We start from the raw sequence: 19,687 nt of genomic DNA on the forward strand, positions 1-19,687 counted from the left end.
GCGCGAAGTCGGGATCGGCCGGGCGGGTGCTGGGATGACCTAGCATGACCGGGTGCACACCCAGGAGCGGGCGCGGCCGCGCAGCGTCGCCGAGGTCGAGACGGACGCCGTGCTCGACTCCTACCGCTCCCGGCTCAAGGTCATGGACCTTCCCTTCTCACGGCTCGCATGGGCCTCCGCTCTGGCGGTGTTCGCCCTCGCGCTGGTCCTGCGGCTGTGGGGGCTGGGCGGCATCGCCGAGCTGATCTTCGACGAGACCTACTACGTCAAGGACGGCTACACCCTCACCCAGGAGGGCGTGGAGATGTCCTGGCCCGACGAGCACGACCCGGTGTTCGAGAGCGGGGACGTGGACACCTACGAGGACCGCGGCGCCTATGTGGTCCATCCCAGTGCGGGCAAGTGGGTGATCGGGGCCGGGATGCTGCTGCTGGGTGCCGACAATCCCTGGGGATGGCGGATCTCGGTGGCCGTGCTGGGGTCGTTGAGCGTGCTGATGCTGGCCCGCATCGGCCGCCGCCTGTTCCGCTCCACCACGGTGGGTCTGATCGCCGGGCTGCTGCTGGCCATCGACGGGATGCACCTGGTGCACTCCCGCACCAGCCTGCTGGACCTGGTGCTGATGTTCTTCGCGCTGGCCGGCTTCGGGGCGCTGCTGATCGACAGGGACCGATTCCGCGAGCGCCTGGCCCTGCACGCCGCCCGCCTGCACCTGGCCGCGGTGGATCCGGCCCCGACCGAGCACGTCACCGGGTCGCGCCCCCTCCCCCATCCGGGCGGCGTCTTCCATGCGGGGTGGAGGCCGTGGCGGCTCGCAGCCGGTGCCCTGCTGGGACTGGCCTGCTCGGTGAAATGGTCAGGCATCTACTTCCTGGCGGTGTTCGGCATCATGACGGTGCTGTGGGACTGGTGGGCACGCCGCGCTGCCGCACAGCGCCGCTGGGCCTGGGTGGGCCTGGTGCGCGACGCGATCCCGGCGTTCTTCGCGATGGTGGGCACCGCGCTGGTGGTGTACGTGGCCTCCTGGGCGGGCTGGTTCGCCAGCGACAAGGGCTACTACCGCACCTGGGCGCAGGACGAGGGGCACGCCACCGGGTTCGGACCGCTGGATGCGCTGCTGTCCCTGTGGCACTACCACCGCCAGGCCTACGACTTCCACATTGCCCTGGACTCGGAGCACCCCTACATGGCTCAGCCGTGGGGATGGCCGCTGATGCTGCGCCCCACGAACTTCTACTACCGCGCCTACGAGTACGGGGAGCACGGCTGCGAGGTCGCACGCTGCTCCGCCCACCTCCTCTCCGTGGGCAATCCGCTGATCTGGTGGCTGGGCACGCTCGCGGTGCTGGTGTCGGTGGCGCTCGCGGTGCGGTTCCACGACGGCCGCGCCTGGGCCGCGCTGTCCGGCATCGCGGGCGGCTACCTGCCGTGGCTGATGTACACCGACCGCACCATCTTCACGTTCTACGCGGTGGTGTTCGAGCCGTGGCTGGTGCTGTGCCTGGCGTACGTGCTGGGGCTGGTGATCGGCCCACGTGATGCTGATCCCGATCGGCGACTGGCCGGCGGGCTGTTCGTCGGGAGCCTGCTGACCCTGACGGTGCTGGTCTCGGCATTCTTCTGGCCGGTGTGGACCGGGGACGTGATCGACACCGAGCAGTGGCGGTGGCGCATATGGCTGCCCGGCTGGAGCTGAGCACCCTGGGGTGAGCTGAGGTCCCGGTGCGGGCCGTTACGATTGTGCGCATGGCTCTGGACTCCATCGCCCTGCGTGAATTCGCCCGCGACCTCGGCATCGGCACCGAGTACTGGGGGTTCGACGGCACCCAGAAGAACGTCTCCGACGGCACTCTGCGCAAGGTGATCGCAGCCCTCGGCCACGCCGTCGACAGCGACGAGGACCTCGCCGCCGTGCGGGCCGAGCGCGAGCGCGAGCCGTGGCGCCGCACCCTTCCCCCCGTCACCGTGCTGCGCGAGGACCACGAATCCAGCATCCCCGTGCACGTGGACCACGGAACCCCCGTTTCGGTGCATCTGCGGCTGGAGAGCGGCGGCCGGTGGGACCTGCACCAGATGGACGACTTCACCCCGCCGTTCGACCTGGGCGGCCGTCAGCGGGGCCGCGCCCGCTTCCACCTGCCGGCCGGCCTGCCGCTGGGTTGGCACCGGGCGGTCGCCGAGACCTCCACCGGGGCCCACGAGGCCGACGTGGTGGTCACCCCGGCGCGGCTGCGGGTCCACGAGCAACTCGGCGCCCGACGGGCCTACGGCCTGCAGGCGCAGCTGTACTCGGTGCGCTCTGACCGCTCCTGGGGCATCGGCGACCTGGGTGACATGCGCGACCTGGCCGCGATCAGCGCCGCCCACCACGGCGCGGACTTCCTGCTGGTCAACCCGCTGCACGCCTCCTACCCCACCGCTCCCGTGGAGCCCTCCCCGTACCTGCCGGTGACCCGCCGCTTCATGAGCCCGCTGTACCTGCGGATCGAAGACGTGCCGGAGCTGCGGGACCTTCCCCCCTACGCCCGGCAGCGGATCGCGCTGCTGCGCACGACGGTGCAGGCATGGAACGAGCGCACCGATCGCCTGGAGCGCGACGAGGTGCTCACCGCCAAGATGGAGGCGCTGGAGGAGCTGTACGCGGTGCCGCGCACCGCGGGCCGCCAGGCGCTGTTCGAGGCCTACCGCCGCCGTGAGGGCCAGGGCCTGGAGGACTTCGCCACCTGGTCGGCGATCGCCGAGAAGCTGCGCGGAGAGCAGGACGCGGTGCTGAAGGACCTCGATGACCGCACCGTCGAGCAGGCCCGCACGGAGCTGGCCGATCGCATCGAGTTCCACGCCTGGGTGCAGTGGCTGCTGGACGAGCAGCAGTCCGCTGCGCAGACCGCCGCTCTCGATGCCGGCATGCGGATCGGCGTCATGCACGACCTCGCCGTGGGCGTGGAGCAGGTGGGAGCCGACTCCTGGCGCCTGCGGCACGCCCTGGCCTCCGGCGTGGGCGTGGGTGCCCCGGCCGACCAGTACAACCAGCAGGGCCAGAACTGGGACCAGCCGCCGTGGCACCCGGAGGGCCTGCGCGATGCCTCCTACCGCCCGTGGCGGGACATGCTGCGCTCACTGATGCGGCACGCCGGTGCCCTGCGCATCGACCACGTGCTGGGCCTGTTCCGCCTGTGGTGGATCCCCGAGGGGAACATCGCGGCCGACGGCGCCTACGTGTTCTACGACCACGACGCCCTGGTGGGCATCTTGGCCCTGGAGGCGCACCGCTCGAACACCCTGGTGGTGGGCGAGGACCTGGGAACCTTCGAGCCGTGGGTGCGCGACTACCTCAGCGACCGCGGCATCCTGGGCACCTCGATCCTGTGGTTCGAGTACGACCACGAGGGCAAGCCGCTGCCGCCGGAGGACTACCGCGAGCTGTGCATGGCCTCGGTCAACACCCATGATCTGCCACCGACCGCCGGCTACCTGGCCGGGGACCACGTGACGCTGCGCCACGAACTGGGCCTGCTGGAGCGGGACCTGGAGGAGGAGCAGACGGCCGATGCCGCCGGCCGCGAGGAGGTGCTGGACGCGCTGAGGGACGAGGGCCTGCTCCAGCCCGGTGCCGACATCGAGGACACCGTGATCGCCCTGCATCGCCACCTGGCGCGCACGCCCTCCCTGCTGCTGGGCGTGTCCCTGGTGGACTGCGTGGGCGAGCGGCGGATCCAGAACCAGCCGGGCACCGACGAGGAGTACCCGAACTGGCGGATCCCCCTGGCCGATGCCCAGCTGCATCCGGTCACCATCGACGACCTGGCCACCGATGCGCGCACGGAGCGTCTGCTGAGCGCGGTGCGGGACGCACTCAGCTCGCGCTGACCTGACCCCACTGCTCACGCGCGTCGAGGAAGGCGCGGGCGGCGGACTTGGCGCCCTCCAGGGTGTGGTGGGCGCCCCAGCCGCACTGGACCTCGTTGGCGGCGGGCACCTCCTCGGCAGCGACCAGGTCGCGCAGGGTGGCCTCCATCACGGGCGCGAAGCCCTCGGCGGTGTGATCGCCGATCAGCAGCACGTAGAAGCCGGTGCGGCAGCCCATCGGGGACACGTCGATCACCTGGTCGGAGTGGTTGCGCATGTGCTCGGCCATCATGTGCTCGAGCGAGTGCACGGCCTCGGAGTCCAGGTGCTCGACGTTGGGCTGGGTGAAGCGCACGTCGAACTTGGTCAGCACGTCCCCGCCGGGCAGCTCCTTGCGGTCGGCGATGCGCAGGTAGGGGGCGGCCACAGTGCGGTGGTCCAGGTTGAAGCTCTCCACGTTCATGCGGGGCTGCTCGGTCATGGGGTGTTCTCCTTCGGTTCGGGGTTGAAAGGTCGTGTGGTCCATCTGGTGCGGTGTACTGCGGCCGGCAGGGAGCGATCTGGTCAGCGGGAGGATCGCGCCGTGCGGCCGCGGACGACGCCCACGAACTGCTGGCGCAGCTCGTCGTCGGCGTCGCGCGGCCACAGCAGGATGATGCGCGTGGGGTCGGCATCCAGCAGGGGCCGATGGGTGGCGTCCTTGCGGTGGTGCAGGCGGGCCAGTGACATCGGCACCCGGGTGTACCCCACCCCGGTGGCGGCCACGGCCACCCGGTCCGCGGCGTCGTCGGGTCCCTGGGAGGGGATCTCGGTCTCCTCGGCGAGGTCCGCCTCGGTGATCTCGTCGAGTACGGAGAGCACGTGGTCGGTGCTCATCACCACGACCGGGCGCTCCTCCCACAGGCTGACGGCATGGAACGCGTTGCCGGGGTCGGTATCGCGTGCGAAGCACATGTCCACCTCGCCCGCGGTCAGTGCGTCGATCTGTCGGGACTGCGCCACGGGGATCAACTCCAGCCAGGTGCCGTTGCGCAGTGCCTTCCAGCGGCGCAGGAACCGGTCGGGTTCGACGCCGGGGACGAAGCCGACCCGCAGGGTGGAAGTGGTCATGATCCCAGGGTAGGTGGTGCGGAGGCCCGGGCCAGCACCCTCAGCAGGTCGGCGTTGAAGCGCTCGGGCATGTTGAGGTTCACCATGTGGGTGCCGTAGGGCAGGACGGCCAGCCGCCCCTTGCGTGTGGAGGCGACGAAGCTCCTCTCGTGCACCCTCATCTGGTCGAAGCGGCCGTGCAGGAACGTCACTGCCACCTCGATACGGGCCAGGTCGGCACGCAGGTCCAGTGAGGCGACCGCATCGAATGACGGCCTCACCACCTCGGCGGGCGCTCGTCCTCCCCGCAGGTAGACCCGGGCGCCGTCGGGGCCCAGCAGAAGCCTGAACAGTCGGGAGCTGCCGTCGGCCCCACCGGGGAGGCGGTCCACCAGTTCGAGGAGCCGGCCGTAGAGGCGTGCGGTCCGAGGGGTGGGCTGCACGGTCCCGCCGCACACGGTGAGGGAGGCGAGCGCCGCAGGTCGCGCAGCGGCGGCATGGATCGCGAGCATCCCGCCCAGGGAGGATCCGACCAGGTGCACCCGGCGTTCCGCAGCCCCGTCGTCGGAGCCGGTCATGGTGGCGGCGCGGCTGATCGCGTCGGTGATGGCGGTGATGGCTGCCTCGAGCGTGAAGGGTTCCCCGCGCCGCGTCCCGTGTCCCGGAAGGTCCGGCGCGACCACGGTGTACCCGGCGGCACGCAGGGCCGGCATCTGACGGTCCCATTGGCTGTGGGAGGTGCGTGTGCCGTGCACCAGCACCACTGCCTCGGAGTTCATGACCCCATCATGCTCCGTGCCCGGGTCGTTACGCTGGATGGATGCCCAGCTACCGCATGCATCTGCCGATCGGGGACATGCGCCCCGGCATCACCCCTGCCGAGGTGATGGAGCAGGCGGAGCTGGCACTGGGGACCCTGCACGTGGTGGAGAAGCGGGATGTGGAGGCGCCGCTGGTCGGTGGGAAGCGCATCGGCCGCGTGGTGCTGCGGTTCACAGTGGACTCGAGCACGTGGGCCGACGAGGACGCGACGGCCCGTCAGGCGCTGCGGGTGGTGATCGATCACCTCGAGGGGACGACGGCGACCATTGCTCCGCCGTTCGCCGTGCTGCTCACCCGCGGGATGGGCGGTCGCTTCCGACCGATCCCGCCCGGCTGATCAGCGATGCCCCGTGAGCGCGTGATCGTCGTACCCTCACGGGATGACCAGCCGCGAAGACATCGAGCGCACCACCATCGATATTCTGGGAGCACGCGCAGCCGACTCCAGCATCTGCCCGTCGGAGGTCGCCCGAGAGCTCGACTCCGAGCAATGGCGAGAGCTGATGGATCCGGTGCGTGAGGTGGCCGCGTCGCTGGCGACAGCCGGCACCATCGAGGTCACCCAGGGTGGCACCGTTGTCGACATCGCCACTGCGCGGGGGCCAGTACGACTGCGACGGGGATCCGCCTGGGCTGGGTCTCCCGAGCGACCGGACCCCGATCCCGCCTCCTGAGCGATCCCGCGCACCTGCTCCTGAGAGGTGCTGGAGACGGCGGGTGGGGATCACTCCGCCGGCCGCCCCGGCTCGTCCGCATCGGGATCTCCGCCCGACGGCGCGGCAACTGCCTCGACCGCGCCCGGGTGAGCTTCGACGCCGGCCGCTGACTCCGTGGGCGAGGGCCCGGTCCCGACCCGGTTCGCCGGTGGTTCCACCGCCGCGTCCACCGTGTCGGCGAGGAACGCATTGGCCCAGCGTGCCCGCGGGTCCGCGTCGACCAGCAGCTCCTTGACCAGCAGGGTCATCGGCACCGAGAGTAGCGCACCGGCAGCTCCCAGCACCCAGGACCAGAACAGCACCGACAGGAACGACACGCTCGCGCTGACCCCCACGGCGCGGCCGGTGACACGGGGCTGGACCAGGCCCTGCAGCAGCATGGCCACGGTGGTGCAGATGACCACCACCAGCACGGCGGTCCACGGACCCTGGGCCAGCAGCGCCATCAGGGTGGGCGGGATCATCGCGAAGACGAAACCGATATTGGGGATGTAGTTGCACAGGAACAGCAGCACCGCCCACACCGCAGGAAGTGGCACCCCGAGGGCCCACAGGGCCAGGCCGTCGATCACCGCCACCACGGCGCCGAACACGGTGGTCACGATCCAGTAGGTGCGCACGCTGAGCGCGAAGTCCAGCAGAGCCCGATGGGTGGGGGCGTGCTCGCTGCGCACCAGTGCCAGACGCTGCGGCAGGCCGGCCGCATCGAGTCCGAAGAAGATGATGGTCGCGAAAGTGGCGGCCAGCAGTGCGCCGATCGCCCCGACCGAGCTGACGGCACTGTTGAGCAGGCCGAACAGGCTCGCGAAGTTGAAGTCGGCCAGCCACGTGTCGACCTGCTCTTGGCCGATGCCCAGCTCTGACAGGCGCATGGGCACCTCTCCCACCAGGGAGTTGAACTGATCGGCGTAGAAAGGCAGCTGCTGGATCAGCTGCGCCACCGCCCACGCGATCGCCACGAAGAACCCCACCAGGGCCACTAGCACGATCAGCATCGTCACCTAGGATCCGACGATCGGCGGTAGGCCGCGCCGGGTGAGCGCGCTGCCCACCGGGTGCACCGCGATGATCAGGTTCAGTGCCAGGAACACCGGCACGATCAGCCCGGCGAAGGCCTGCATGCCCAGCAGCACCACCACGCCTGCGGCGAGCGCCAGCAGGATCAGCAGCGCGCGTGGGACCCCGGGCCGGGGTGGGGCCGCTGGGTGCGGGGCTGCAGTCATGGGGTGATCGTATGCGCGATGATGTGCAGATGGAGCTGAGAGTTGCCGAGGACCTTGACCGCATCCGGGACCACTGGTGGTGGCGGCCGGGCTGGCGCGAGGGCCGGCGTATGCACACCTTCCACCTCACGATGGAGGACGCGCCCGCAGTGCGGGAGTTCGCGAGCCGGGCACGGGAGGTCCTCGGAGGATTCGCGTCCTTGGACGTCGTGCCGGACCGGGGACTGCACCTGACCATGACCGGCATCGGCTTCGAGGACGAGGTCACCCAGCAGCAGCTCGCCGACGTGGGGAAGCGCGTGTTCGACCACTGGGAGCGGCTGGTGGCCCAGGGCCCGGCACCGACCATCCGCTTCGCCTCGGTTCTCGTGGCCCACGAGTCGGTGATGCTCATCGCCGAGCCCGCCCCGTGGCTCGAGGAGCTCGCCCGGATCCAACGCGCCGCGGTGGACGAGGTGATCGGGGAGCAGGACTGGGGCCGCTTCTGGCCGCACCTGTCCCTGTCCTACGTGAACGCCGATGACGATCCCGGACCGATCGCTCACGCCCTCGCACCCCTGGCCGATGCCTCCCCTGCAGCCATCGAGGCCGCACCCACCCTGACCCTGATGCGCCTGGGCCGCGATGAGCACGAGTACCGCTGGGACGTACTGAGGCAGGAAGGCGTCGGCCGGCGATGAGCACCCGGGCCCTCAGCCGCGCCGAGCAGGTCGACGCCGCTACCCCAGCCACCCGCAACCGGGTGGTGGACTTCCTGCGAGCGGCCGCGATCACCGTGGTGGTGCTGGGGCACTGGACGATCATGGCGGTGCATCCCGACGGCGGGCTGCAGCCCCACGGCGTGCTCGATGCGGCCCGCTGGACCCATCCGCTGACCTGGGTGTTCCAGGTGATGCCGATCTTCTTCCTGGTGGGCGGATACTCCAATGCCCTGTCCTGGCGCTCCGCGCGTCGTCGCGGTGAGGGGTACGCCTCCTGGCTGCGCACCCGCCTGCGGCGCCTGGGCATCCCCCTGCTGCCGCTGCTGTTGACATGGCTGGTGATCTGCGTCGTGGCGCTCGCCGCTGGTGCACCGGCGGACACGATGCGGCTGGCCTCCCAGATGGCGCTGATCCCCACCTGGTTCCTGGCCTCCTACCTGCTGGTGATCGTGATCGCCCCGCCGTGCCTGGTGCTGTGGGAGAGGTTCGGCTGGTACTCGATCATCGGCGGCATCGTGATTGCCGGACTGGTGGATGCGCTCAGCATCGCAACCCAGCAGCCGCTGCTGGGCTACCCCAACTACGTGCTGGTGTGGGCCAGCTTCCACCAGTTCGGCTACGCCTGGCTGGACGGGAAGCTCGCCGGGGCCGGCCGACGGTTGGCCCTGGCAGCCGTGGGTGCGGTGGGCCTGCTGCTGCTGGTGGGTCCTGGGCCCTATCCGGTCTCGATGATCACTGCCGGCAGTGACGCGATCAGCAACTCCAACCCCACCCGGGTCACCATGGCGTTCCTGGGCATGATGCAGGCCGGACTGGTGCTACTCGCGGAGAGGCCGCTCACCGCGCTGCTGCGCCGTCCCCGGATCTGGCTGGTGACCGTGATGGTGAACCGACGCATCATGACCTGGTTCCTGTGGCACCTCACCGCCATGGTGGGCCTCGCACATCTCCTGCTCGCCCTGGATGCGAAGTCACTGCTGCCGGTGCCGCTGCGCGGCGCCTGGTGGGCCAGCCGCCCCCTGTGGGCGCTGGTGCTGCTGGCGATCACCGGCGTGATCGTGCTGGTGATGGGCCGCTTCGAGGACCCGAAACCGGACGACCGCCCGGCCCCGGCCCTGTGGCGACCCCTCACGTCCGCGGTGATGGTGTGCGCGGGACTCGCGGTGATGGCCACCTCCGGGATGGTGGGCAGCAACGGGATCAACTGGGTGTGGCCGATGCTACCGGTGGCCGGGCTGCTCGGGTTCGGGGTGGTGAGGATGCCCATCGGCCCTCGCTCCCCCGGCATCGCTTCCTCGGGCGGCGACCCGGAGGATCGCAGTGTGGGATGAGAGGCAGCCCTGCCTGCCCCCGTCGGCCCCGGGGCGTTGCTAGCGTGGCCGGGTGACTGACACCGCCCCCGCCGCCCCGGTCCCGCCCACTCCGCCGACCGGGAGCGGCCCGGGGAGCACCGACCCTGGCGGCGCGGCGCACCCGCGGCCGGTGGGCTTCGACCGGCAGCGGTACATCGAGCTGCAGTCCCAGCACATCCAGGCCCGGCGTGAGCAGATCGGCGGGAAGCTGTACCTCGAGATGGGTGGGAAGCTCTTCGACGACCTGCACGCCTCCCGCGTGCTGCCAGGCTTCACCCCGGACAACAAGATCGCCATGCTCGAACGGCTCAGGGACGAGCTGGAGATCCTGATCTGCCTGAACGCCAAGGACCTGCAGCGCCAGAAGGTGCGCGCTGACCTGGGCATCCCCTACGAGGACGATCTGCTGCGCCTGGTGGACGTGTTCCGTGAGCGCGGGTTCCTGGTGGAGCACGTGGTGCTCACCCAGCTCGAGGAGTCCAACCATGTGGCCCATGCCTTCGCCGCCCGCCTGGAGCGGCTGGGCCTCAAGGTGGCGCGCCACGGCGTGATCCCCGGGTACCCGCAGGACACCACCCGGATCGTCTCCGAGCAGGGCCTGGGCGCCAACGAGCACTCCGAGACCACACGGGACCTGATCGTGGTCACCGCCCCCGGTCCCGGCTCCGGGAAGCTCGCCACCTGCCTCTCGCAGATCTACCACGACCACCGTCGCGGCATCCGCTCCGGCTACGCGAAGTTCGAGACCTTCCCGATCTGGGACCTGCCGCTGGAGCACCCGGTGAACCTGGCCTACGAGGCCGCCACCGCGGACCTGGACGACCGCAACCTCATCGACCCCTACCACCTGGCCGCCCACGGCACCCAGGTCACCAGCTACAACCGCGACGTGGACGTGTTCCCCCTGGTGCGCTCCCTGCTCGTGGAGCTCACCGGGTCCTCGCCGTACGCCTCCCCCACCGAGATGGGGGTGAACATGGCCGGCCGCGGCATCGTCGACGATGAGGTGTGTCGCGATGCCGCCCGGCAGGAGATCATCCGTCGTTACTACAAGGCGCTCACGGACGAGCGGATCCACGATCGCGAGGACGACGTGTCCCAGCGGGTGGCGATGGTGATGAGCAAGGCAGGCTGCCGCACCGAGGATCGCGCCGTAGTGGCTCCCGCGCTCGCCGTCCAGGAGGCCACCGGGCATCCCGGCTCCGCCCTCGAGCTGGCCGATGGCACGATCATCACCGGCAAGACCTCCGCACTGCTGGGCTGCTCCGCGGCGATGCTGCTGAACGCCCTGAAGCGCCTGGCGGGGCTCGACGATGCGGTGCACCTGCTCTCCCCCGCCTCGATCGAGCCGATCCAGACTCTGAAGACCCAGCACCTGGGATCACGCAACCCCCGCCTGCACACCGACGAGGTGCTGATCGCACTGTCGGTCTCCGCCGCGACCGACGAGAACGCCCGCCTGGCGCTCGCGCAGCTACGCAGCCTGGAAGGCTGCGACGTGCACACCACCACCATCTTGGGCACGGTGGACGAGGGGATCTTCCGCCAGCTCGGCATCCACGTCACCTCCGAACCGCGCTTCCAGCGCAAGGCGCTGTACCAGAAGCGGTAGTGGCCGCATCCTGCGACCGCATGACGAACGGCTGGACCCGGATCGTGTCGCCAGGTCCAGCCGCAGGTGTCGTCGATCAGTCGCGGGGGTCCTTGCTGCTGGACACAGCATGTGCGGGCGACGGGCCGTCGTAGGGGAGCGTGTTCTCCACCGGAGCACCATGATCCAGCTCAGCGTGCAAGCGCTGGCCCTGGGACGTCAGTGGTGATGCGGCCGTCGACGACCGTGACAAGGTCATCCAGGGCGTCGCGATGCACGAGGTCGTGGGTGACGAGCAAGGTGGCGGTGTCGCGTTCATGGGTGAGACGGGCGATGAGCTGCATGATCTCGGCACCGCGTTCCTGATCTAAGGCGCTCGTCGGCTCGTCGACGAGCAGCACCTCGGGGTCGTGGACGAGGCCGCGGGCGATGGCGACCCGTTGCCGTTGCCCACCAGAGAGCTGATGGGGATGCTTGTCGGCATGCTCGCTGAGGCCGACCGCGTCGAGCAGCTCCTCGACGCGGGCGTCGATCCTTCTGCGCCTGTTCCGGCTGATACCACCGCCGAGCCGGGCCATGACCTGTAGTTGCTCGCGAGCCGTCAATGCCGGAAGCAGGTTCGACTGCTGGAAGACGATTCCGATGCGCTCACGGCGCAGCTGGGTGGCCTCGCGCTTGGAGAGCTGGGCGGCGTCGATCAAGTCCGATTCGTTCCCGATGAGGACGCCGCCGGAATCGGGGCGGATCAGGGTCGCGGCGACGGCGAGAATGCTGGATTTGCCCGATCCGGAGGGGCCGGTCACGCCGGTGACGGTGCCGTTGTCTCCGCGGAGGGTGACATCGTCGACAGCGGTGATGCGGTTCTCCCCGTCAGGGAAGGTGAGGGTGATGTTCTGCAGTTCGATCATCGGTTACTCCCAAGGGCTGTGAGGGGGTCGGCTTTAGTGACGGAGCGCAGCGCGAACGCGGCTCCTGCAAGGCCCAGCACCGCCATCACGACGGCAGGGGCGAGAGTGGTCAGCGGGCTCACGACGAACGGCAGCGCCTGTGCCGCGAGCGTCCCAAGCCCGACCACGGCCGCAAGGCCGACCCCGATCCCGGCGGCGAGCACGATGAGGGCTTGCCCAAGGGAGTCACGCACGAGCGACCCGGTCGTGGCACCCAATGCTTTGAGCACGGCGATGTCACCTGCGCGTTGCATCGTCCACACGGTGAAGAACGCGCCGACAACGAGCGCGGAGATCCCGAAGAGCATCACGATCATGAGTCCGAGCGACCCGATCTCGGACTGGAATGCCTCCAACGCGGTCAGACTTTCCAACCGCATTTCCGCGACCGTGTCCGTGTCAGAACCAACGGCCTCCCAGGCTGCGTCGCCGGTGACGGCGAGTACCGTGGCCTCGCCAGTGCCGCCGACGCGCCGGCTGGCCTCACTCCACGCATCCGGAGTCATGACGATGACCGGGGTGTGGCTGTACCAGAGATTCTCGCCGATAGCCGCGACGGTGAAGTCGTTGCCAGTGATCGTGATCGTGTCACCGACCTCGACGCCGAGGTCGTCGGCGGCGCCGGATGAGAGGCCGACCTCGGTATCGGAATCCGGGGCGAGCTCGACCAGCGGGTTCGCTCCGGCGCCCGGAGCGTCCTGCGCGAGTCCGTAGAGAGCAACCCCGTTCGGGTCGTCGGTGCCGCTGGCCGAAGCCCGCGACTGGACGATCCCCACCGGCATCACCGACTCGACGCCATCAGCCTGCTCCCACTCCTGCACAGTGTCCTCGCCGAGGGAAGAGGTTGCGAAGCTGGGGTCACTGTTCTCGGGCTGCTGCAGAACGAGACGGTCTCCGGGCAACTGCATCACCGAGGAGATGTTCTGGGCGGCGAGTCCTCCGGTGAGGCCGGAGAGGAAGCCCACGAGCAGGGTGATCAGAGCGACAACGGCCCCGATGAGCAGGAACCGGCCGCGGGCGAACCGCAACTCTCTCCACGCGACGAACACGATGATGCCTTTCCGCTCGAACACCCTGCCCGAGCTACTCTTCAACCCTCCTTCCACGGGGCGTGGTCGGGCATCGCCTGAACCGTGGGATTCACGGTCGAACTTTCGGTTGATGGCCCGCAAACACGGTTCGCATAGGCTTGAGCTGTCATGCCGCACTCGCCCCTCGCCCCGGTGTTCACCGGCCTCCGCTTCGGCCTGCATGCTCTCCTGATCGGACTGGCGGGCTTCGCGGTCGCGCGCGCATATGTCGTCTCCTCCCCGGTCGCAGCATGGACGCTGGTCGTCGGGGTCGCGTTCGTCGCGGTCTACCTCGCTGGCGCATGGGCGGCGCGTTCGGGCCGCGCAGCAGGTTCGTCCGATCGCAGGTTCGCGGTCGTCTGGGTCACCGCGCTGACCCTGTTGTGGGCGGTGGTGACGTGGCTGAGCCCCGATGGGGCGTACCTGGTCTTCCCCCTGTTCTTCCTCTACCTCCATGTCTTGCCTGGCTCCGGCGGGGTCGCGGCGATCGTGGTCACGACCGCCTTCTCAATCCTCTCCCTCGGGCTGCATCTCGGGTTCAGCGTTGGGGGGCTGATCGGGCCGCTCGTCGGCGCCGGCGTCGCCCTCCTGATCGGGCTCGCCTACCGCGCCCTGCGGGGTGAGGCCGAGGAACGCGAACGTCTTCTTGCCGAGCTGATCCGCACTCGGCAGCAGCTTGCCGAGACCGAACGCGAACAGGGCGCTCTGGCGGAGCGGGCGCGCCTGGCTCGCGAGATCCACGACACCGTCGCCCAGGGCCTGTCCTCGATTCAGATGCTGCTGCGCGCCGCCGAACGCGACACCCCCGAACCCGGCGCCGGCTACCTGAAACTGGCACGCGAGACCGCCGCAGATAGCCTCTCCGACACGAGACAGATCATCCGCGAGCTCACCCCCGCCCGACTCGATGACGGTCTCGCCGCCGCGTTGCGCAGGCTCGGACAGGAACAGACCGACCGTGCGTCGGTCCCTGTCGAGGTGGCAGCTGAGGATCTCGATCTGCCGATGGGCACCCAGACTGCGCTGCTGCGCATCGCCCAGGGCGCGGTGTCGAACGCGATCCGCCACGCGGACGCCACCCGGATCACCGTGGAGCTCGCACGTGAGGACGACGCTGTGTCATTGGTCGTCCGTGACAACGGGCAGGGCTTCGACGTCTCCTCGGCCGTCGCCAACTCACACGGGGCCGATTCCTTCGGACTGCACGCTATGCGTGAGCGTGTCGAGCAGCTTGACGGCGCCCTCGCCATCACCTCGGCACCCGGCGACGGCACCACGGTGACCGCACGGCTGCCGCTCTCGACAGGAAACGGGGCGTCCTCATGATCCGGATCGTGCTCGCCGACGACCACCCCGTCGTCCGCGCCGGGCTCCACGCCATGCTCTCAGATGACCCCGATCTTGACATGATCGGGGAAGCGGCAACCCCTGACGATGCCGTTGCCCTCGCAACCGGTCTGACACCGGACGTGGTGCTCATGGACTTGCAGTTCGGCACCGATCAGACTGGGGCTGATGCGACCCGCCGTATTCGCGCTCTTCGGAACCCGCCAGCGGTGCTGGTGCTCACGAACTACGACACCGACAGCGACATCCTCGGCGCGGTCGAGGCCGGTGCCAGCGGTTATCTCCTCAAGGACTCGCCGCCCGAAGAGCTCATCGCCGCGATTCATGCTGCTGCCAGGGGCGAGACTGCTCTCGCCCCTGCGATAGCGGGTCGCCTGCTCGCCCGGATGCGCTCCCCGCAGCCCAGCCTCAGCGCCCGCGAGACCGAAGTGCTGCGGCTCGTCGCAGACGGCGCAACGAACAACGAGATCGCGACTCAGCTGCACATCAGCGACGCGACAGTGAAATCGCACCTCGTGCACATCTACACCAAGCTCGACGTCTCCTCCCGCACCGCTGCCGTCGCTGCCGCACGCGACACCGGTCTCCTGAGATAGAGGCATGCTCTGCCTTCGTGCTCCGGACCGGACTCCGGCCCGCCTGTGAACCCACGCAAAAAAGCCTGAGCCGCGACAGGTCTGTCAACGATGTCGCGACTCAGGACAAGGGTGGAGCTAAGGGGAATCGAACCCCTGACCTTTTCATTGCGAACGAATCGCCTATGAGACCTTTGTGCAGTTCAAGAGCAAGAATGACGTACCGAAGGGCGCACATGGGGCGCACCTAGCTGCATGAGTTCCTGACCCTCGGACGACCAGGTGGGGCCCCAGCGGCCTGCCGGCCGTTCAGCAAACGGTCGTCTGGCTGAACACCCGAGCGGCCGGCCTGGAGATCGGTGCTCGATCGAGAGGATGTTCATAAACCCGTTCAACAACTGATACTTTGGAAGCCAGCAGATGAACACGTTTGTCGAACAGCAGGAGGGGCCGTGGCGCTGATCGGGCTGGTGCGGGTGAGCACCGCGAAGCAGGAGACGCAGCGGCAGCACGATGCCCTGGACCCGATCTGCGAGCGGGTCTTCGAGGAGAAGGACAGCGGCAAGCTCGCAGTCGAACAGCGACCAGGGCTCAAGGCCGCGCTCGACTTCATGAGGGACGGGGACATGCTCGCGGTCCAGGAAGTCGACCGGCTCGGCCGCAACCTCCTCGAGGGGCTGGTCGTCCTCAACGACCTGTTCCAGCGGGGCTGCCGGGTCAAGGTGCTCGACGGCATCGCCGCGGGCGAGCATACAGAGCGCAGCTTCTTGCTCGACATGGCCCTTGCCCTTGCCGAGGACCGCCGCCGCAACATCTCGCGCACGACCAAGAAAGGGCTGGAGGCGGCTCGCAAGCGCGGTCGGGTCGGTGGGCGGCCGAGGGTCATCGACGACGACAAGCGCGCCGTCATCCTCGCCCGGAGGGAGAAGGGGGAGTCGATCCGCGTGATTGCCCGGGTCCTCGACGTCTCCGTGGGCACGGTGCACAAGGTGCTGTCCGAGGAGACGGCAGGTGCAGCATCGTGAGCGCATCGGGCGTGATCAGCCATGTTCATTGATGTGATCCTCGACCGCACCGCTGTTCCGATCGACGAAGATGTGTTCACCACCCTTCTCGAAAACTCGGTGGCGGGCACCTACAAGGTCTACGAACGCGCCCTGGAGAAACGAATCATCAAGTTCTCCGACCTGATGTTCCTTGCCAGCAGAGGCGACATCCCATACTCGCTCTTCTTCGCCCCGCTGCCTCACGTGCGCGAGCAGGTCAGGAAGAAGACCGACAAGCTGCTCGCCGGAGTCAGCAGGGACACGTTCTCCATCGGTTCCCGATCAAAGGTGGAGCTGCGGGATGTGGAGCTCATCGTGAAGGACCTCATCCGGAAACAGCAGCTCGTCAGGAAGCACGACCCATCTCTCGAGCGCAACAAGCTCGTGGGCCTCCTTCAACGACCCGGCCCATCTGTTGACGCTGACGCTGCACGTCTCAGCTCGGCCCTCGGACTCTCACACGAGATGCTCCGGACCTGCAGGAGCAAAGCGGACGCTCTCGACCTCATGATCGAACGCCTCGAGGCGAACCAGGTACTGGTCTCGCAGAGCGTGCAGCACCACATGCCGCAGCGGCTCACGCACGTGAAGTTCAGCGGCATGTCGATCCGGGATAACAAGGTGCCCTACATCTTCCTGGCGGGCGGCGACCACGGAGATGACCAAGAGCCGACGGGTCGGACGATCTTCACGCTCACCTTGATGACAGTCCTGGTCGCCAGGAGGATCTTCGCCCCGATGACCTGGGACGGCGGCAGCACTGAGACCGACCCAGGACGGGAGTACGACATCGCCGGAGCGATGTTGATGCCTACGGAGCGGATGAAGTCCATCAACCCCACCACGCTCGATGACATGCGGGCTGCGTCTGACCAGTTCAAGGTCACCCCGAGCGCGGTCACGGTCCGGGCGATGCGGCTGGGGCTGGTCAGCGGTAAGACCGCGAGCGGCTACCTCGACGAGCTGCGGGAAGAATTCAGGCGCAAACCTACGGGCGGCCCACGCAACAAGATCCTTCCGGAGAACGCCGTCCGGAAGTACGCCGGGCGGGAGTTCACCCAGCGGATGTTGCACGCCCTCGACTCGATGAGCATCACACCGGGCGAATTCTGCCGGACGGTCTGCTTGAACCAGCTCCGCCCCACGCAGCTCGGTGACCTCAGGCGGGCAGTCGGATGAGCGGCTTCGGGCAGCGGTACGTGGTCGACACGAACACCCTCAGTCAGCTCGGGCCCCGACGCCGAGCGAGTCCCTTCTTCTTGAAGAGCACGGTGATCCCGGAGGAGGTGCTGCGTGAAGCCGCCGGGATCCGTGATATCGGATCGCTGCGCGAGAACGTCCATCCGACGACACCACGGGTACTTGAGTGGCTGGTGAAGATCCTCTCCACCGTCCCAGACGACGACACGAGTCTGCTCGACCTCTACGCAAACCTCGGAAACGCAGACCCTCTGGTCGTGGCGTGCGCCCTTGAAGGCCAGGAGTGCGACAGCCAGTACCTGGACCCGCCCGACTGGATCGTCGTCACGGGCGACGGGGCTGTCCGAGCCAAAGCCGAGGAGTTCGGACTGACAGTGCGTTCAAACGATGAGTTTGCCGAGCTCATCGACCGAGCCGAAGCAGAGCAGTAAGTATCGACCGATGGAGAATGCGGACGGGGAACCTGCCGACCTCGGCCCCGCCACCGCCTGGGGCGAGGGCTACCGTACGTGCTCCGCATGCGGCGGCGACTGCCTCCCTGAGCCGAGCGGGACGGACGAGCTGGGTGTGCATTTCGTGTTCGTGTACCCTGAGCACGGCGTGCACAGCGTGGCGGATCCCTTCGAGGGCCTGCGATAGTGACGACTGAGAACGTCAGTGCTGGGTGGGAGAATTATCTCCATGGATCCGATCCCCGTCCCCGCATCACCCGAGTTCCTCGGGTTCTCGGTCGTCACGCTGACTTTAGTCATTTCCCTGCTCAGCTTCGCCATCGCGATGGTGGCTCTGGTCTGGCAGATCGTGAAGCACTTCCTTGACGGTGGACGGGTGAGGGTGTCCCTCAATGCTGCGATCTGGGAGCCGGACTTCATGCTCGCCACCAACCGGTCCGGTCGTCTCCTCATGAAGAACGGCAACGCAGCGAAGGCCGTCGTCCGCGGTCGAGCCCTCGAGGTCGCGCAGCTTGTCGTAGAGAACCCTGGCCGGATCCCGGTGACGGTCTACTCGCCAGGACTCTCCTTCAGCGGGCACGGGAAGAAGAAGCACTCCGTGGCACCAAGGATGTTCGCGACGGACGGTGCCTACGGCCCAGACGATGCGCTCACCGACAACATCGTGCGCATCGAGCCCTACGGCCGCGCGACGTTCCTGCTCGACCTGTGGAGCGTCATGCCGGGGATCCTGAAGGACACGCCCAAGGACGAGGTCGTGGTGCGGGGGCAAGTGGACGTCGCCGGCAAAAGGCGACCTCGTCGGTCGGCGTGGCGCAGGCGGTGGAAGATCCGCAGCGGCATGTACACCGCCATCGAGGGTGAGCCTGACTTCACTCCCTACGCAGTGATCTGGGGTGTGATGTTCCGGCAACTGCCGAAGTATGAGGATGCCCAGCGCGACAGGCACCCCAACTCGGGCGTGGCGGTCTCACGCGGCCAGGTGGGTTTCCTGCTGGACGAGGTGATGTCCCGCTTCGAGGAACGACCAGAACAAGAGCAGTTCAAGGAAGCGATGGCCGAGGCCGCCGAGAAGCACGGAGAGAAGTTCCCCAGCTGCGGGTTGGCGACCCTGTGTGCGTACCAAGAGCTGGACCGCATGCAAGACCACCTGACCGAGTGGACCGAGGGGCTTTTCCGGGCAAACCGCGAGAAGAGGAAGGAACAGGCTGAGTCTGAAGCGGAGGTCAAAGTGGAGGATTCGCCGTGACCGTGCTTTGCCGTGAGCATCCGATGGGCATGCTGGGGTGATGAAGCATCTCGAGGACACCTTGCCACGCAATGCTAGATGGGACTGCCGCATGAACAGGTGACATCTTGGCCTGCCCTACGGTTTGATTTCCACTCTTGGTCGCTAGCTTCCGGCGGTGGTGCGTGCCCGCGGGGTGCGGGCGAGGTCGTAGTCGTGGGGTGTCGCGTACTCGAGGGAGGAGTGCCGTCGACGACGGTTGTGGGCGTGTCAACTTGTCTGTGTAAGCGGGGTGGTCACAGGTAGGGGTTGATCCGGTCGGGGTAGGCCGCGGCGAGCTGGGCGAGGGCCTGCTTCCAGTTCGTGACGGCCTGGCCCTCGACCAGCCGGCCGGATGCTCGACGCTGGTCGGCGGGCTTGCCACGTTCCTTCTCCCGCTCCAGGGCGCGTTTGTCCTCGATGTTGCAGATCGCCAGCCAGAG

General features: G+C 68.3%; 20 protein-coding genes and 1 pseudogene. 13 read left to right on the top strand and 8 right to left on the bottom strand.

All coding sequences use genetic code 11. The features are described 5' to 3' along the window. Positions 1-52 precede the first annotated feature (52 nt). Positions 53-1,696 carry a dolichyl-phosphate-mannose--protein mannosyltransferase gene (locus M3B01_RS09075; RefSeq protein ID WP_259791413.1) on the top strand — a complete coding sequence of 548 codons (1,644 nt, stop codon included), beginning with the start codon at positions 53-55 and terminating at the stop codon, positions 1,694-1,696. Between the two features lie 50 nt (positions 1,697-1,746). Continuing rightward, the gene (gene malQ / locus M3B01_RS09080) at positions 1,747-3,867 is read left to right on the top strand and encodes a 4-alpha-glucanotransferase (protein WP_259791414.1); all 2,121 of its coding nucleotides are present in this window, start codon (positions 1,747-1,749) and stop codon (positions 3,865-3,867) included. On the opposite strand, the gene M3B01_RS09085 is transcribed toward malQ, so the two are convergent. The 3 genes from M3B01_RS09085 to M3B01_RS09095 form a co-directional block, all read right to left on the bottom strand. Further along, on the bottom strand, positions 3,854-4,327 hold the full coding sequence (locus M3B01_RS09085) for an S-ribosylhomocysteine lyase (protein ID WP_259791415.1): 474 nt from the start codon (positions 4,325-4,327) through the stop codon (positions 3,854-3,856). The genes malQ and M3B01_RS09085 overlap by 14 nt on opposite strands. Before the next feature lie 83 nt (positions 4,328-4,410). Next, on the bottom strand, positions 4,411-4,956 hold the full coding sequence (locus M3B01_RS09090) for a LysR substrate-binding domain-containing protein (protein ID WP_259791417.1): 546 nt from the start codon (positions 4,954-4,956) through the stop codon (positions 4,411-4,413). Continuing rightward, on the bottom strand, positions 4,953-5,714 hold the full coding sequence (locus M3B01_RS09095) for an alpha/beta fold hydrolase (protein ID WP_259791418.1): 762 nt from the start codon (positions 5,712-5,714) through the stop codon (positions 4,953-4,955). Before M3B01_RS09095 ends, M3B01_RS09090 begins: the two co-directional genes overlap by 4 nt. Positions 5,715-5,755: 41 nt before the next feature. Here M3B01_RS09095 and M3B01_RS09100 point away from each other — a divergent pair, with 41 nt between their 5' ends. Beyond that, positions 5,756-6,094 carry a hypothetical protein gene (locus M3B01_RS09100; protein ID WP_259791420.1) on the top strand — a complete coding sequence of 113 codons (339 nt, stop codon included), beginning with the start codon at positions 5,756-5,758 and terminating at the stop codon, positions 6,092-6,094. Between the two features lie 43 nt (positions 6,095-6,137). After that, positions 6,138-6,431, top strand: a complete 294-nt coding sequence (locus tag M3B01_RS09105; protein ID WP_259791424.1) for a DUF3253 domain-containing protein — start codon at positions 6,138-6,140, stop codon at positions 6,429-6,431. A gap of 50 nt (positions 6,432-6,481) precedes the next feature. Here M3B01_RS09105 and M3B01_RS09110 read toward each other — a convergent pair whose 3' ends face one another. After that, positions 6,482-7,468, bottom strand: a complete 987-nt coding sequence (locus M3B01_RS09110) for an AI-2E family transporter (protein ID WP_259791452.1) — start codon at positions 7,466-7,468, stop codon at positions 6,482-6,484. Positions 7,469-7,474: 6 nt separating this feature from the next. Next, on the bottom strand, positions 7,475-7,696 hold the full coding sequence (locus tag M3B01_RS09115; protein ID WP_259791426.1) for a hypothetical protein: 222 nt from the start codon (positions 7,694-7,696) through the stop codon (positions 7,475-7,477). 29 nt (positions 7,697-7,725) lie between these two features. Between M3B01_RS09115 and M3B01_RS09120 the strand changes: the two genes are divergently transcribed. Genes M3B01_RS09120 through M3B01_RS09130 form a run of 3 tightly spaced genes read left to right on the top strand, consistent with a single transcriptional unit; the run spans position 7,726 to position 11,361 of the window. Then, positions 7,726-8,376 (top strand): 2'-5' RNA ligase family protein, encoded by a 651-nt coding sequence (locus M3B01_RS09120; RefSeq protein ID WP_259791428.1) that lies wholly within the window; start codon positions 7,726-7,728, stop codon positions 8,374-8,376. After that, positions 8,373-9,728, top strand: a complete 1,356-nt coding sequence (locus tag M3B01_RS09125; protein WP_259791431.1) for an acyltransferase — start codon at positions 8,373-8,375, stop codon at positions 9,726-9,728. Before M3B01_RS09120 ends, M3B01_RS09125 begins: the two co-directional genes overlap by 4 nt. 52 nt (positions 9,729-9,780) lie before the next feature. Continuing rightward, a complete protein-coding gene (locus M3B01_RS09130; protein ID WP_396123354.1) occupies positions 9,781-11,361 on the top strand; it encodes a DUF1846 domain-containing protein in 1,581 nt (526 codons plus the stop codon). Between the two features lie 170 nt (positions 11,362-11,531). On the opposite strand, the gene M3B01_RS09135 is transcribed toward M3B01_RS09130, so the two are convergent. After that, positions 11,532-12,248, bottom strand: a complete 717-nt coding sequence (locus tag M3B01_RS09135) for an ABC transporter ATP-binding protein (protein WP_259791434.1) — start codon at positions 12,246-12,248, stop codon at positions 11,532-11,534. Next, positions 12,245-13,336, bottom strand: coding sequence for an ABC transporter permease (locus M3B01_RS09140; RefSeq protein ID WP_259791458.1), 1,092 nt, complete (start codon positions 13,334-13,336; stop codon positions 12,245-12,247). The genes M3B01_RS09135 and M3B01_RS09140 overlap by 4 nt, the downstream gene beginning before the upstream one ends. A gap of 150 nt (positions 13,337-13,486) precedes the next feature. On the opposite strand from M3B01_RS09140, the gene M3B01_RS09145 reads away from it, so the two are divergent. The 6 genes from M3B01_RS09145 to M3B01_RS09170 all read left to right on the top strand — a co-directional run bounded on the left by M3B01_RS09145 (position 13,487) and on the right by M3B01_RS09170 (position 19,226). Then, positions 13,487-14,683, top strand: a complete 1,197-nt coding sequence (locus tag M3B01_RS09145) for a sensor histidine kinase (protein ID WP_259791436.1) — start codon at positions 13,487-13,489, stop codon at positions 14,681-14,683. After that, positions 14,680-15,300, top strand: a complete 621-nt coding sequence (locus tag M3B01_RS09150; protein ID WP_259791438.1) for a response regulator transcription factor — start codon at positions 14,680-14,682, stop codon at positions 15,298-15,300. Before M3B01_RS09145 ends, M3B01_RS09150 begins: the two co-directional genes overlap by 4 nt. A gap of 431 nt (positions 15,301-15,731) precedes the next feature. Next, a complete protein-coding gene (locus M3B01_RS09155) occupies positions 15,732-16,304 on the top strand; it encodes a recombinase family protein (protein ID WP_259791440.1) in 573 nt (190 codons plus the stop codon). Positions 16,305-16,325: 21 nt separating this feature from the next. Further along, positions 16,326-17,504: a hypothetical protein gene (locus M3B01_RS09160; RefSeq protein ID WP_259791442.1), complete on the top strand. Its 1,179-nt coding sequence runs from the start codon at positions 16,326-16,328 to the stop codon at positions 17,502-17,504. After that, the gene (locus tag M3B01_RS09165; RefSeq protein ID WP_259791444.1) at positions 17,501-17,956 is read left to right on the top strand and encodes a hypothetical protein; all 456 of its coding nucleotides are present in this window, start codon (positions 17,501-17,503) and stop codon (positions 17,954-17,956) included. Before M3B01_RS09160 ends, M3B01_RS09165 begins: the two co-directional genes overlap by 4 nt. Positions 17,957-18,206: 250 nt before the next feature. Further along, positions 18,207-19,226 (top strand): hypothetical protein, encoded by a 1,020-nt coding sequence (locus M3B01_RS09170; RefSeq protein ID WP_259791446.1) that lies wholly within the window; start codon positions 18,207-18,209, stop codon positions 19,224-19,226. A gap of 275 nt (positions 19,227-19,501) precedes the next feature. Here the strand turns inward: M3B01_RS09170 and M3B01_RS09175 are convergent. Continuing rightward, positions 19,502-19,687, bottom strand: a pseudogene (locus M3B01_RS09175) (IS256 family transposase); the annotation flags it as partial.

Origin of the sequence: Brachybacterium sp. p3-SID957 (assembly GCF_025144775.1) — a bacterium.
In the GTDB taxonomy this organism is placed as follows: domain Bacteria; phylum Actinomycetota; class Actinomycetes; order Actinomycetales; family Dermabacteraceae; genus Brachybacterium; species Brachybacterium epidermidis.